Annotated in this window: 13 protein-coding genes and 1 riboswitch; of the genes, 9 read left to right on the top strand and 4 right to left on the bottom strand. The window is 68.5% G+C overall.

What is annotated here, in order from left to right:
* Positions 1-21 precede the first annotated feature (21 nt).
* Complete coding sequence (gene cbiB / locus ACQR10_RS29555; RefSeq protein ID WP_316218489.1) at positions 22-993, top strand: adenosylcobinamide-phosphate synthase CbiB; 972 nt, start codon at positions 22-24, stop codon at positions 991-993.
* On the opposite strand, the gene ACQR10_RS29550 is transcribed toward cbiB, so the two are convergent.
* Genes ACQR10_RS29550 through cobU form a run of 3 tightly spaced genes read right to left on the bottom strand, consistent with a single transcriptional unit; the run spans position 980 to position 3,639 of the window.
* Positions 980-2,473, bottom strand: a complete 1,494-nt coding sequence (locus tag ACQR10_RS29550) for a cobyric acid synthase (RefSeq protein ID WP_316218488.1) — start codon at positions 2,471-2,473, stop codon at positions 980-982. The two genes, cbiB and ACQR10_RS29550, sit on opposite strands and share 14 nt — an antisense overlap.
* 4 nt (positions 2,474-2,477) lie before the next feature.
* Positions 2,478-3,086, bottom strand: a complete 609-nt coding sequence (cobO, locus tag ACQR10_RS29545) for a cob(I)yrinic acid a,c-diamide adenosyltransferase (protein ID WP_434912164.1) — start codon at positions 3,084-3,086, stop codon at positions 2,478-2,480.
* A 16-nt stretch (positions 3,087-3,102) separates the two neighbouring features.
* The gene (gene cobU / locus ACQR10_RS29540; RefSeq protein ID WP_316218486.1) at positions 3,103-3,639 is read right to left on the bottom strand and encodes a bifunctional adenosylcobinamide kinase/adenosylcobinamide-phosphate guanylyltransferase; all 537 of its coding nucleotides are present in this window, start codon (positions 3,637-3,639) and stop codon (positions 3,103-3,105) included.
* Between the two features lie 34 nt (positions 3,640-3,673).
* A riboswitch (cobalamin riboswitch) is annotated at positions 3,674-3,866 on the top strand.
* Between the two features lie 119 nt (positions 3,867-3,985).
* On the opposite strand from cobU, the gene ACQR10_RS29535 reads away from it, so the two are divergent.
* Genes ACQR10_RS29535 through cobJ form a run of 8 tightly spaced genes read left to right on the top strand, consistent with a single transcriptional unit; the run spans position 3,986 to position 12,919 of the window.
* The gene (locus ACQR10_RS29535) at positions 3,986-4,618 is read left to right on the top strand and encodes a HupE/UreJ family protein (protein ID WP_316182768.1); all 633 of its coding nucleotides are present in this window, start codon (positions 3,986-3,988) and stop codon (positions 4,616-4,618) included.
* 3 nt (positions 4,619-4,621) lie between these two features.
* Positions 4,622-5,017 (top strand): DUF1636 domain-containing protein, encoded by a 396-nt coding sequence (locus ACQR10_RS29530; RefSeq protein WP_315805170.1) that lies wholly within the window; start codon positions 4,622-4,624, stop codon positions 5,015-5,017.
* 20 nt (positions 5,018-5,037) lie between these two features.
* Positions 5,038-6,075 carry a cobalamin biosynthesis protein CobW gene (cobW, locus tag ACQR10_RS29525; protein WP_315718434.1) on the top strand — a complete coding sequence of 346 codons (1,038 nt, stop codon included), beginning with the start codon at positions 5,038-5,040 and terminating at the stop codon, positions 6,073-6,075.
* A 9-nt stretch (positions 6,076-6,084) separates the two neighbouring features.
* Positions 6,085-9,507 (top strand): cobaltochelatase subunit CobN, encoded by a 3,423-nt coding sequence (cobN, locus tag ACQR10_RS29520; RefSeq protein WP_434912163.1) that lies wholly within the window; start codon positions 6,085-6,087, stop codon positions 9,505-9,507.
* Positions 9,504-10,775 carry a precorrin-3B synthase gene (cobG, locus tag ACQR10_RS29515; protein ID WP_316218484.1) on the top strand — a complete coding sequence of 424 codons (1,272 nt, stop codon included), beginning with the start codon at positions 9,504-9,506 and terminating at the stop codon, positions 10,773-10,775. Before cobN ends, cobG begins: the two co-directional genes overlap by 4 nt.
* Positions 10,768-11,400, top strand: a complete 633-nt coding sequence (locus ACQR10_RS29510) for a precorrin-8X methylmutase (RefSeq protein ID WP_316218483.1) — start codon at positions 10,768-10,770, stop codon at positions 11,398-11,400. Before cobG ends, ACQR10_RS29510 begins: the two co-directional genes overlap by 8 nt.
* Positions 11,397-12,155: a precorrin-2 C(20)-methyltransferase gene (locus ACQR10_RS29505; RefSeq protein ID WP_316218482.1), complete on the top strand. Its 759-nt coding sequence runs from the start codon at positions 11,397-11,399 to the stop codon at positions 12,153-12,155. Before ACQR10_RS29510 ends, ACQR10_RS29505 begins: the two co-directional genes overlap by 4 nt.
* Positions 12,152-12,919: a precorrin-3B C(17)-methyltransferase gene (gene cobJ / locus ACQR10_RS29500; RefSeq protein WP_434912162.1), complete on the top strand. Its 768-nt coding sequence runs from the start codon at positions 12,152-12,154 to the stop codon at positions 12,917-12,919. Before ACQR10_RS29505 ends, cobJ begins: the two co-directional genes overlap by 4 nt.
* Here the strand turns inward: cobJ and ACQR10_RS29495 are convergent.
* Positions 12,883-13,656, bottom strand: coding sequence for a cobalt-precorrin-6A reductase (locus ACQR10_RS29495; RefSeq protein ID WP_316218480.1), 774 nt, complete (start codon positions 13,654-13,656; stop codon positions 12,883-12,885). The two genes, cobJ and ACQR10_RS29495, sit on opposite strands and share 37 nt — an antisense overlap.
* Between the last annotated feature and the right edge of the window lie 9 nt (positions 13,657-13,665).

The following is a 13,665-nucleotide window of genomic DNA, read 5'->3' as shown; positions in this document are numbered from 1 at the left end:
CCTTTCCTTCAGCGGAGATCGATGTTCGTCTCTCTCGCGCTCACGGCGCTCCTCGTCGAGGCGGCCGTGGGCTATCCCCAGGTCCTGGTGCAGCGGATCGGTCATCCCGTGATGTGGGTGGGCGCGCTGATAGCATGGGGCGACCGCCGCTGGAACAGGGCAGCAGACGGCTTTGCCGCACGACGCGCGCGTGGCATTGGGCTCGTGTGCCTGCTCGTCGTGGGGCTGATGGCCACCGGCCTCGTTGCAACATGGGTCGTGCAGGCGCTGGTCGGCGAGCCGGTTGCCACCATCATCCTTGGTGTGGCGGCAAGCAGCCTGCTGGCCCAGCGCAGTCTCGATACGCATGTCGCCGCCGTCGCCGAAGGATTGGAGCAGCAGGGACTCGACGGCGGCCGCCGGGCCGTGGCGATGATCGTCGGCCGCGATCCCGAGCGGCTGGATGAAGCCGGCGTCGCGCGGGCTGCGGTCGAGAGCCTGGCTGAGAACTTCTCCGACGGTGTCGTGGCTCCGTTGTTCTGGCTCGTCATCGGCGGTCTTCCAGGCATCCTGATCTACAAGGCTCTCAACACCGCCGACAGCATGATCGGTCATCTCTCGGACCGTCACCGCGCGTTCGGCTGGGCGGCGGCGCGGCTCGATGATCTCGTCAACCTGCCGGCCTCGCGCCTGTCCGCGCTGTGGATCGCAGCCGCTGCGGTCTGCATCCCCAACGCTTCGGCTTCGGCCGCACTGCGAAACGTTGCACGCGATGCATCGAAGCATCGTTCGCCCAATGCCGGCTGGCCGGAAGCGGCGATGGCCGGTGCGCTTGGATTGCGCTTGGCAGGGCCGCGCGTCTATCACGGTCATCTCGTCACCGATGCCTGGATGGGAGACGGGCGCGCCGATCTCGACGCGTCCGACATCCGGCGTGCCCTGCGGCTGTATCGGCTGGCGTGTCTGGTTCAGGCGGCGGTCGTCGCAGGCCTCGTCCTGGTCAGGATCCTGTAGTCGCCACGGGGGGCGCGGGTTTGCTCGCCAATGCCAGGATACGGTCAACGTCGACGTAGCGCTCGAGATGCGCCGCGAATGCATCCAACGTCGTGTCCACATCGGTCTCATAGACGAGGCCGCTCGTCGTCGAGCCGAGGCCGCGCAGCCAGTGGCTACGCAGGCCGTCGTCGGCGAACAGGCCATGTACGTAGCAGCCGGCAACCAGGCCATCGGCCGTGATGGCACCATCGCGCCGGCCATCGGAGAAGGTCAGGAAGGGGCGCTGTGTCGCCAGTCCCTCGGTGCGGCCGATATGCATCTCGTAGCCGTGAAACGACAATTGACCGTCCATCAGCGTGCCCTGGACCTCGCGCAACGCCTTGTCGTCGGTCAGGGTCGTTTCGACGTCAAGCAGCCCAAGTCCCGTGACGGAACCAGATGCCCCCTCGTGTCCGTCGGGATCGCTGATCATGCGTCCGAGCATCTGATAGCCGCCGCAGATGCCGAGCACGCGGCCGCCGCGGCGCAGATGCGCGATGAGATCGATGTCCCAGCCGGCGTCACGCAGGGCGCTGAGATCGGCGATCGTCGCCTTCGAGCCCGGCAGGATCACGATGGATGCGTCGCCGGGAATCGGCGTGCCCGGCCGCAGGAACTGCAGATCGATTCCGTCCTCCAGCCGCAACGGATCGAACTCGTCGAAATTGGAGATGCGCGGATAGGCGAGGATGACGACCTTCGGCCTGCGTCCTTCCGATGATCCGCGTTCAGCCAGTCCGAGCGCATCCTCGGCGGGCAGGCGGCGCGCATCGGAAAAATGCGGAATGAGCCCGAGCGACGTCCAGCCCGTCCGCTGCGCGATCTCGTTGATGCCCGACGCGAATAACGCCGGATCGCCGCGGAACTTGTTGACGAGGAAACCCGCGATGCGTGCGGCATCCGCGGGCGCGATCACCGCCTGGGTGCCGACCAGGCTCGCAATGACGCCGCCGCGGTCGATGTCGCCGATCAGCACCACCGGAATCTGCACCGCCTGGGCAAAACCCATGTTGGCGATATCGCCGGCGCGCAGGTTGATCTCGGAGGCGGAGCCGGCGCCTTCGACCAGCACGATGTCGGCATCAGCAGCCAGATGGTGAAAGCTCTCGAGCACCGTATTCATCAATTGCGGCTTCATCGCCTGATAGGCCGATGCCTTGGCGTTGCCGATCACGCGGCCCTGCACCACGACCTGCGACCCGATCTCGCTCTGCGGCTTCAGCAGCACCGGGTTCATGTGCACCGTCATCGGCCGCCGCGCCGCGCGCGCCTGCAGCGCCTGGGCGCGGCCGATCTCGCCGCCATCCGTGGTGACGGCGGCGTTGTTCGACATGTTCTGCGGCTTGAACGGCGCCACTTTCAGGCCGCGCAAGGTCAGCGCACGCGCGAGCCCAGCGACGATCAGCGATTTGCCGACGTCGGAGCCGGTGCCCTGGAACATGATGGCGCGCGCGCTCATGAGCCTAGTACTCGATGCCTTCCTGCGCCTTCACGCCGGCCGCGAAATGATGCTTCACGAGGTTCATCTCGGTGACGAGATCGGCGGCCTCGATCAGCTCCGGCTTGGCGTTGCGGCCGGTGACGACGACGTGCAGATCGGGACGGCGCCCTGCGAGCGTGGCGACGACGTCGGCGATATCAAGATGATCGTAGCGCAGCGCGATGTTGAGCTCATCGAGAACGAGCAGCCGGATCGACGGATCCGCCATCAGCTCCTTTGCCTTGGCCCAGGCGCGCTCGGCCGCGGCGACGTCGCGCGCACGATCCTGGGTCTCCCACGTGAAGCCTTCCCCGAGCGTGTGCCACGACACCTGGTCGCCGAACGTCTCGATCGCCTTGCGCTCGCCGGTTTCCCACGCGCCCTTGCCGAACTGCACGATGCCGATGCGAAAGCCGCGGCCGATCGCGCGCAGCATCAGGCCCCACGCCGCCGTCGATTTGCCCTTGCCCTTGCCGGTGTGAACGATGAGCAGGCCCTTCTCCACGGTCTTGGAGGCGACCTCGGCATCCTGCACCGCCTTGCGGTTCTCCATCTTCGCCTTGTGGCGGGAATTGTCGGCGCTTTCGGTCACGGGCATGTTCTCCTTGTCACTTCAAAGTCAGCGGCAGTCCTGCCGCCATCAGGATCACGCGATCGGCCACGGCCGCGACGTCCTGGTTCAGTCGACCCTGGGCGTCGCGAAAGGCGCGGGCCAGCGCATTGTCCGGCACGATGCCCAGCCCGACTTCGTTGGACACGGCCACGATGGGGCCATTCGCGCTCCTGAGCGCATCGATCAGCTCGGCACATCTGGCCGGTACGTCCATGTCGGCGAGCATCACATTGCTGAGCCAGAGCGTCAGGCAATCGATCAGCATCGGCGTGCCCGAATCTCCATGTGCCCGGATGAGGCCGGCGAGATCATGTGTCGTTTCCAGCGTCTGCCATCCCTCAATGCGGCGCGCCTTGTGCTGGGCGATCCGGTCGGTCATTTCGGCGTCGAACGCCTGCGCGGTCGCAACATAGGTCCAAGGCGGCGGGTAGGCGGTGACGAGGGTCTCGGCATGGCGACTCTTGCCCGAGCGCGCGCCGCCGAGCACCAGCGTCAGGCGCGGCAGGACGGGGTGCGGCGGGGCAGGGACCATGGGGACGATTCCGATTGACGGGCTTTGACGCGACCCGTATCTAACAGATGACGGTTCTCCGAAAGGAGAGATTTAGGGAACACGGTGCGGGTTCTTGACCCAAGGCCGTGGCTGCCCCCGCAACTGTAATCGGCGAGTGTGAGGCCAAGACACCACTGGGAAACCGGGAAGGTGGCCTGATGCAGCGACCCGAGAGCCAGGAGACCTGCCGTCGACATTGCTGTTGGCCGACCCGTCGCGCGGGGAGTCGCGATGCTGGTTCTGATCCCGCCGGGATGGGCGGGATGCCGTCGGATGCAGCGCATCGTCCGGTCCTCTGGGGAGCCGGCAAGCGACGGAGACGGCCATGAAGTTGACCCGTACCACGACCTTTGCAGCCGCGAGCCTGTTGCTGCTCGCCGCCGATCCCGCCTTCGCGCATCACATGATGGGCGGCAAGCTGCCGCAGACGTTTGCGCAGGGGATGCTGTCCGGCCTCGGCCATCCCATCATCGGAATCGACCATCTGGCGGCGATCGTGGGCGCAGGCATCGTTGCAGCTCTTCTGGGCCGCGGCTTCGCGCCGGTGCTCGCCTTCACCACCGCGATGATCGCGGGCGTCGGCCTGCATGTGGCCAAGGCCAACATCCCCGCTGCCGAGCTGCTGGTCGGCCTGACCACCGCCGTGGTCGGGCTGGTGGTGGTGATGCGTGGGCGTTTCGGCGTGTTGCCGGTTGCCGGCCTGTTCGCCGTGACCGGCCTCGTCCACGGATATGCGCTGGGTGAATCGATCGTCGGCGCCGAGAACTCTCCGCTTGGAGCCTATCTCGCCGGGCTGCTCGTGATCCAGACCGTCATCGCGGCCGGTGCGTTCCTCGGCACTAGGCTGCTGTCGGCGAAGGCCAAGGCGGCTGCGCCGCTGGCGCTGCGGCTCGCGGGCGCTGCCATCGTGCTGGTGGGCGGCGTTGCCGCCGCAACGGCCGCCGGCGTGATCGGTTGATTGATGATCGCATCGGAGACTGGAGAGACGACGCTGTTCGTCTGCGTCACCTGCCGCACGCAGGCGCCTGAAGCTGCGCCGCCGGACGAGCCGCGGGCCGGTGCCCGTTTGCTCGCAGCCATCGAGACGGTGCCGGCCGCGCAGCGCGCCGGCGTCACCGTTGTCGGTGTCGAGTGCCTGTCGAACTGCAATCGTGCGTGCACGGTTGCGGTGACGGCGCCGGGCAAATGGACCTATGTGCTCGGCGCGCTCGATCCGGATCTGCATGCGCGGGATGTGCTGGCATTCGCGCAGCTGCATCAGCGCCATGATGCGGGCCTGCCGGCCTGGCGCGAGCGCCCGGAATACATCCGCAAGAACACCGTCGCGCGCGTGCCTGCGCTGTCGGCGCCACGCTGAAACCGAGAGATCGCATCGCCATGACGAAGTCGTTCGCCAAGACGCCTTGCACCATCGTCACCGGTTTTCTCGGCGCCGGCAAGACGACGCTGGTGCGCAATCTGATCGAGACCGCGAACGGCCGCCGGCTCGCCATCATCGTCAACGAGTTCGGCGACGTCGGCATCGACGGCGACATCCTGAAGGGCTGCGGCGTGCCGGACTGTCCGGAGGATCGCATCGTCGAGCTGTCGAACGGCTGTCTGTGCTGCACCGTCGCCGACGATTTCGTGCCCGCGCTCAGGAGCCTGCTGGATCAGAAGGAGCCGCCGGAGCATATCGTGATCGAGACCTCGGGGCTGGCGCTGCCGAAGCCGCTGGTGCAGGCCTTCAACTGGCCCGAGATCGCGACGCGTGTCACGGTCGACGGCGTCGTGGCGGTCGTCGACGGCCCGGCGGTGGTTGCGGGCCGCTTCGCCGACGATCCGGAAGCGCTCGCGGCGCAGCGCGCCACCGATGCCTCGCTCGATCACGACAACCCGCTGGAGGAGGTCTACGAGGACCAGCTGCTGTGCGCCGATCTCGTCGTGATGAACAAGAGCGATCTGATGAGCGAGGAGCAGCGCAAGGATGTCGCCGCCGAGATTGCCGCCAAGGTGCAGCGCGCCGTCAAGGTGATCGCGACCGAGCATGGCAGGCTGTCGGCGTCGGTGCTGCTCGGGCTCGGCGCCGCGGCGGAGGATGATCTCGCCGCCCGGCCGTCGCATCACGACAACGAGGCCGAGCATGATCACGACGATTTTGAGAGCTTCGTGCTCGACGTCCCGGCGCAGGCCTCGCCCGATGCGCTCGTCGACCGCATCGCGGCCGCCGTCGATGCGCATGATGTCTTGCGGGTGAAAGGGTTCGTGGAGGTTGCCGGCAAGCCGCTGCGCCTCCTCGTGCAGGCCGTGGGCAGCCGCATCCAGCATCAGTTCGAGCGCCCGTGGCGCTCGGGCGAATCGCGGCAGGGGCGGTTGGTGATCATCGGCGAGCGCGGCCTCGATGCCGCCGCCATCCAGAGCCTGATCACAGGGTAGGCGCCACCGATGCACCTGCTGGCGACAACGGGCGGGGATCTCGACGACCTCGAACAGGCCGTGGATCTTGCGCAGTCGCCGGCCGAGATCGTCGTGCTGTCGTTCTCGGACACCGACCTGTCGGCGTTGGCCGAAGCCTGGACCGCGACGTCGACCGAGCTGCCGAGCCTGCGCCTCGCCAGCCTGAAGCGGCTGAAGCATCCGATGTCGGTCGATCTCTACGTCGACCGCGTCGTGCTCGGCGCGCGCGCCGTCGTCGTGCGCTGTCTCGGCGGGCTCGACTATTGGCGCTACGGGCTGGAGCGCATCGCGTCGGCCTGCCGCAGCCGCAACATTCTGTTCGCGGCACTGCCGGGCGATGATCGCGCCGACGACCGGCTCGATGAGCTCTCGACCTTGCCGCAAGACGCGACGTCGCGGCTCTACGGCTATCTGCACGAGGGCGGCGTCGGCAATGCGCGCGAGGCGCTGCACTATCTCGCGAGCCTGCTTGGCGGTGACGCGCCGTTTGGCGAGCCGCTCGCGCTCGGCTCCATCGTCGGCTTCGCGCGCGACCGCGGCACGGTCGGCATCGATGACCTCTGCAGCCACGATGATGCGCGGCCGAGCGCGCTGATCGTGTTCTACCGTGCGAGTCTGCTCGCCGCCGATACGGCCGGGATTGCCGCGCTGATGCAGGTGATCGAAGCCGAAGGGCTGGCGGCCGTCGCGGTCGCGGTAACCAGCCTGAAGGATCCCAGCATCGGGGACGCGCTGGCGCGACTGGTCCGGCACCGGCATCCTGCGGTCATCTTGAACGCGACCGCGTTCTCGGCGCAGCGCGAGGACGGAACAACGGCGCTCGACCTCGCGGACGCGCCGGTTCTGCAGATCATCCAGGCGCAGAGCACCGAGGAGGCCTGGACCTCCTCGGCGCGTGGATTGTCGCCGACGGACCTTGCGATGAATGTCGTGCTGCCTGAGCTTGACGGCCGGCTGCTGGCGCGCCCGATTGCGTTCAAGGGCGAAGCGCCGGCGGACGAGCGTCTGCAGTTCGGCGCGATGCGCTATGTGCCTCAACAGGACCGCATCGCTTACGTCGCCCGGCTGGCGGCGCGATGGGCGCGCCTGCGGGCGCTGTCGGCCGACGAGCGGCGCGTGGCGCTGATGCTGTCCGATTATCCGTCGCGCGACGGCCGACGCGGCTATGCGGTCGGGCTCGACACCAGCGCAAGCGGGGCCGCGATCGCGCAGTTGCTGGCGGAGAGCGGGTACGACATCGGCCGCGCAGCGCCGATCGCCGACGACATCGAAGCGCTGCTGCGGGACGAGGCAGATGAGCTCGTCGTGCCGCTCGAAATCTATCGGTGCGCACTGGCGCTGCTGCCGGATGATCTGCAGCGCGTCTTGCACGACACCTGGGGAGAGGCGGACCTCGATCCGGCGTTCCGGGGCGGCGCGTTCCGTTTTCCGGTGCTGCGTGCGGGAAAACTCCTGATCCTGCTGCAGCCGGATCGTGGCAATCGCGCCGATCGCAAGTCCGGCTATCACGACACCAGCGTGCCGCCGCGGCACGCTTTCGTCGCGCTGTACGCGCATCTGCGAGAGGCCGAGCGGATCGATGCGCTGATTCATCTGGGCGCGCATGGCACGCTGGAATGGCTGCCTGGAAAGGCGCTGGCGCTGTCAAACGCGTGCTGGCCGGAGGCCGTACTGGGCCCGCTGCCGGTGATCTATCCCTTCATCGTCAACAACCCCGGCGAAGCGATGCAGGCCAAGCGGCGGTTGTCGGCGCTGACGCTCGGGCACTTGACGCCGCCGCTGTCGCAGGCCGGTCTGCACGGACCGTTGCTGGAGCTGGAGGGCCTTGTCGAGGAATATGCCGAGGCCGACGGTCTCGACAAGCGGCGCCTGAAGCTGCTCGAGGAGGAGATCGTCGCGCGGGCTTGGCAGAGCGGCCTGGCCGCCGATTGCGGGCTCGACCGTGCCATGGCCGGACGCGAGGCGATCGCGCAGCTCGATGCGCAGCTCTGCGACATCAAGGAGCTCGCGGTGCGCGACCGCCTGCATGTGTTCGGCGAGGCGCCCGACACGGCCGCGACCGGCCTGCTGGCCGATGCGATCATGGCGGCCGTGGGGCCGGCGGCCGCGGCGGTCGATCGCGTCGACATCGCGGCCCGGATCGCTGCGAGCGCTGCGGCCGAGCGCACCGCGTTGCTCGCTGCGCTCGATGGCCGGCGCGTCGCCGCCGGTCCGGCCGGCGCGCCGAGCCGCGGCCGTCTCGACGTGCTGCCGACCGGCCGCAATCTGACCGCGATCGACCCGCGCGCGATTCCGACCCGCACTGCGGCTCTGGTCGGCCAACGTGCCGCCGACGAGGTGATCCGGCGCTATCTGCAGGACCATGGCGACTACCCGCGCGCGCTCATGCTCGATCTCTGGGCGTCCGCATCGCTGCGCACGGGCGGAGACGACCTGGCACAGGCCTTGGCTTATCTCGGCGTGCGGCCGCGCTGGGATCTCAATTCCAATCGCGTCACGGGTGTCGACGTGCTGCCGTTGGCGATGCTCGACCGCCCGCGCATCGACGCGACGCTGCGGATCTCGGGGCTGTTTCGCGACCTGTTCGAAGCGCAGATCGCGCTGTTCGATCTCGCCGTGCAGAAGGTGGCAGCGCTCGACGAGGGCGATACCGACAATCCGCTGGCCGCGGCCCGGCGGCGCGGCGAGAGCCTGACACGCGTGTTCGGCGGAGCGCCCGGCAGCTACGGCGCCGTTGCCGCCGATCTCGCGCTCGGGATGGACTGGACGAGCCGGTCGCAGCTCGGCGAGGCGTATCTCGAGAGCACCGCTTACAGTTTCGGCGGAGCGCATGACGGCGTGTCGGCCTCCGACACGTTTCGCGCCCGCGTCCGCAGCGCCGATGCCCTCGTGCATCCGCAGGACGATCGTGAGCGCGACCTGCTCGATGGCGAGGAGGTCGCCGATTTCGCCGGTGGATTTGCTGCCGCCGCAGCGTCGCTCGGCGCGTCGCCCGCGCTGCTGCATCTCGACACCAGCCGTCCAGAGGCGCCGACGGCGCGGAGCTTCAGTGAGGAGATTGCCCGCGTGGTCCGCGGCCGTCTCGCCAATCCGCGGTGGATCAACGGAATGCTCGCTCACGGCTATCGCGGCGTGGCCGAGATCGCGCAGGGCGTCGACGCGCTCTATGCCTTTGCGGCCACCTCCGATGCCGTCGCCGAGCACCTGTTCGATCTGGCGCATGGCGCGCTGCTGCGCGACGAGGCCGTGCTGGACGGCATGGTCGCGCGCAATCCTGCGGCTGTCGCTGCGATCGTCTCGCGGTTCGAGGATGCGCTGCGCCGGCAGCTCTGGGTGCCGCGCCGCAATGCGGTCGCTGACGAGATCGTGCAGGCTCGCGCGCGCCTCACGCAAAAGGAGAGCGTGTCGTGAGCGCCGCGGTCGAGATCAAGGGCTGGTGTCCGGGCGCGCGGCGTCCGATGCCGAGCGGCGACGGGTTGATCGTTCGCGTCCGGCCGCATGGCGGCGCGCTGCCGGTGTCGACGCTGCGCGAGCTTGCCGAGGCCGCGCGGCGTTACGGCAACGGCGAGATCGACCTCACGCGCCGCGCCAATCTGCAGATACGTGGCGTATCGTCCGAGACGCTCGTGCCGCTGTGGGAGCTGATGGCATCGCTCGGGCTGCTCGATGACAGCGCCGAGCGCGAAGCCATCCGCAACATCGTCGTCAATCCGCTGGCGGGACACGACCCGGCCGAACGGGCCGACATGCGACCCGTCGCGGCCGAGCTGGAGACGTTGCTGGCCTCGGATCAGACGCTCCATGCGCTGCCGCCCAAGTTCGGCTTTGCGCTGGACGGCGGCGGCCGGCTGCCGCTGACGGAGCTCGCCGCGGATGTTCGTCTCGTCGCCTGTGGCGGCACTCGGGGGAGGCGTGTCGCCGTCGGCATTGCGGGTTCCGATGATCCCGTGTGGCTCGGAACGACAGCCGTGATCGACGCGGCATCGACGGCCGTTCACCTCGCGCGGCTGGTGCTGCAACTTAGCCCCACGCGCCGCTCCGCGACGTTGCCGCCGTCCGCGATCGCCGCGGTCAGCGCAGAGCTGAACCTTGACGTTTCCGACATCGCGCCACCGTCAGCCGCCATGGGGCAGCGACATTGCGGCGTCATTGCTCTCACGGATCAAACCTGCGCCGTCGGTCTCGGCGTGCCGTTCGGCCGCATCGATAGCGACGCGCTGGCGCGGCTTACGGCCGTGCTCGCGGCACATGATGTCGCCGAGGTCCGCCTGTCACCATGGCGCGCGCTATATGTCGTCGCGGGCGCCGTGAGTGCAGGGCAATTGGTGGCGGACGCAGCCCGGCTCGGCCTGGTCGTCGACGACGCCGATCCACTGATGCGCATCGACGCCTGCTCGGGCGCCGGCTGCTGTCCGTCCACGGAATTGGCGACGCGGCAGCATGCCCGCATGATCGCCGATGCGATGGCCCGGACGGGATTCAACGGCACGCTGCACGTCTCCGGCTGCGCCAAGGGCTGTGCACGGTCGGCGGCTGCCGACATCGTGCTGGTCGGCGAGGCCAAAGGTTATCACATCGTCCGCCACGGCACGGTGAAGAGCGAGCCCTGCGGCATGCTCGATCCCGCCGAGATCGACGTCGACGGGTTGTTCGAAACGAAAGAAAAGGCCGATGTCTGAGCTCCGCGACTACATCAAGGACGGCGCGGAGATCTACCGCCGCTCGTTCGCGACCATCCGCGCCGAGGCCGACCTGTCGCGCTTCCAGGGACTGGAAGAGAAGATCGCCGTGCGCATCGTCCATGCCTGCGGCATGGTCGAGATCACCTCCGACATCGCGATGTCCGAACATTTCGCCGCGGAGGCGCGGGCGGCGCTCGATGGCGGCGCGCCGATCCTGTGCGATGCCAAGATGGTGGCGCAGGGGATCACGCGGGCGAGGCTGCCGGCGAGGAACGAGATCATCTGCACGCTCGAGGCGCCCGAGGTGCCGGCACTTGCCGCGCAGCTCGGCACCACCCGATCCGCCGCGGCGCTGGAGCTGTGGCGGCCGCATCTCGGCGGCGCACTGGTGGCGATCGGCAATGCGCCGACATCGCTGTTTCATCTGCTCGACATGCTCGATCAGGGCGCGCCGCGACCGGCCGCGGTGATCGGAACGGCGGTTGGGTTCGTTGGAGCGCGGGAGTCCAAGGAGGCGCTCGCGGCCGATGGCCGGGTGCCGTATCTGATCGTGAAGGGCCGCAAGGGCGGCAGCGCGATGGCGGTCGCCGCGGTGAATGCGATCGCGAGCGACGTCGAATGAGCCTGCTGGACACCATCGCGGGCTCGGCCAATGCGGGCACGCTGTACGGCATCGGCGTCGGTCCGGGCGACGTTCGTTATCTGACCTTGCGCGCCGCGGGCCTGGTCCGGTCCGTCGATGTGGTGGCGTTCTTTGCCAAGCGCGGCATGGAAGGCAACGCGCGGCGGATCGTGGCGCCCTTGATGGAAGCCGGCCGCCACGAGCTGCGGCTCGAATATCCGGTCACGGAGGAACTGCCCGTCGCCGACCCGTCCTATCAGTCAGAGATCGCCGATTTCTATCGGCGCGCGTCGGACAGCATCACCGCGCATCTGGCGGCGGGGCGATCGGTCGGTCTGCTGTCGGAAGGCGATCCGTTCTTCTACGGCTCGTTCATGCATATGTGGCGGCGACTGGAGCACGATCATCCGGTCGAGGTGGTGCCGGGCGTCACCGGCATGTCCGGCTGCTGGACAAAGGCCAATGTTCCGATCACCTGGGGCGACGACGTCCTCTCGGTGCTGCCGGGCACGTTGGGCGAGGACGTCCTGCATGATCGGCTGACGCGTTGCGAGGCTGCCGTGATCATGAAGGTCGGGCGCAACCTCGCCAAGGTGAAGCGCGCGATCATCAGCGCCGGATTGCTCGATCGCGCGCTCTATGTCGAGCGCGGCACGATGGAGGCGCAGCGCGTCGCGCCGCTGGCCGAGGTGGAGCTGGACCGCGGTCCCTATTTCTCGATGATCCTGATCCCCGGGCAGGGGCGACGGCTATGACGGGCACGCTGACCATCGTGGGCGTCGGCCCGGGGCGGGCCGAATTGATCACGCCCGCCGCCGCGGCCGCCATCGCAAGCGCGACCGATCTGATCGGCTATGGACCGTATCTCGACAGGGTGACCTCGACGAGTCCGGGCCAGATCCGGCATGCCAGCGACAATCGCGTCGAGCTCGACCGTGCGCGCCACGCACTGGCGCTCGCACGCGACGGCAAGCAGGTCGTGGTGGTGTCGGGCGGTGATCCCGGCGTGTTCGCGATGGCCGCGGCGGTGTTCGAGGCGGTCGAGGCGGGACCGCCGGCTTGGCGCGACCTCGACATCCGCGTCGAGCCTGGCGTCACCGCCATGCTGGCGGCCGCGGCTGAGGTCGGGGCGCCGCTCGGCGGCGACTTCTGCGCGATCTCGCTGTCCGACAATCTCAAGAGCTGGACGACCATTCGTCGTCGCCTCGAGGCGGCCGCCGCGGCCGATTTCGTCGTTGCGCTCTATAATCCGCTGTCCAAGGCGCGGCCTCATCAGCTGGGCGAGGCGTTCGCGCTGCTGCGCCAGATCAAGCCGGCTTCGACCGTCGTCGTCATGGTCAGGGCCGCGGGCAGTGGTGATGTCGGACGGATCATCACCACCTTGGGCGAGGTCGATCCCGACAAGGCGGACATGCGCACGCTTGTGCTGATCGGATCGAGCGCCACGCGCCTGATCGCGCGCGATGGAAAGTTGCCCTACGTCTATACGCTGCGCCGTGAGGTCGAGGGCGGCGCATGAGTCAATTGTGCTTCCAGCCACTGCAACGCGGCTCGCGCCCCTTCCAGCGCGACGCCGTGCGGCTTGTCGGGTCGAGCGATCATCACCACGGGAATTGCGAGCCGCCGCGCGGCTGCGATCTTCGGATAGGTCGCCGCGCCTCCGGAGTTCTTCGACACCACGATGGCGATGCGCTCTCGGGTCAGAAAGGCTTGCTCTGTCGGCTCGTCGAATGGCCCCCGATCGTGGACAAAGCGAATGTCGGGCGGCAGCGCGACGTCGCCAGGCGGGTCGATGGTCCGCGCGACATAATGATGCTGCGGGGCTGCTGCGAAGGCTGCGAGCTCCAGGCGGCCAAGACTGAGGAACACGCGCGCCGGATCCGTTCCGAGCGCGGAAGCCGCGTCGTCGGCACTGCCGACCTCGATCCAGCGGTCGCCGGCCTGGCGTTGCCAGGCCACGCGCCGGATCGACGCCAGCGGCACCGACAGCGCATGGCAGCCTGCAACCGCATGGCGCGAGATCTGGTCGGCGTAGGGATGCGTGGCATCGATGACGGCGTCGATCGCATGATCCCGCAGCCAGGCTTCCAGTCCGGCGATGCCGCCGAAGCCGCCGATGCGCGTCGGCAGCGGCTGCGGTCTGGGCGCGGCGGTGCGGCCGGCGAGCGACAGCGTCGCTGCGAACCGGTCGTCGCCGGCGAGCAGCCGCGCCAGCTCCGAAGCCTCGGTCGTCCCGCCAAGAATGAGAATACGCATGCGGGGCAG

The sequence above is a fragment of the Bradyrhizobium sp. HKCCYLRH2060 genome (assembly GCF_051168135.1).
In the GTDB taxonomy this organism is placed as follows: Bacteria; Pseudomonadota; Alphaproteobacteria; order Rhizobiales; family Xanthobacteraceae; genus Bradyrhizobium.
Note: the sequence above shows the minus strand (reverse complement) of the source record. Positions and strands in the feature narration are given on the sequence as shown.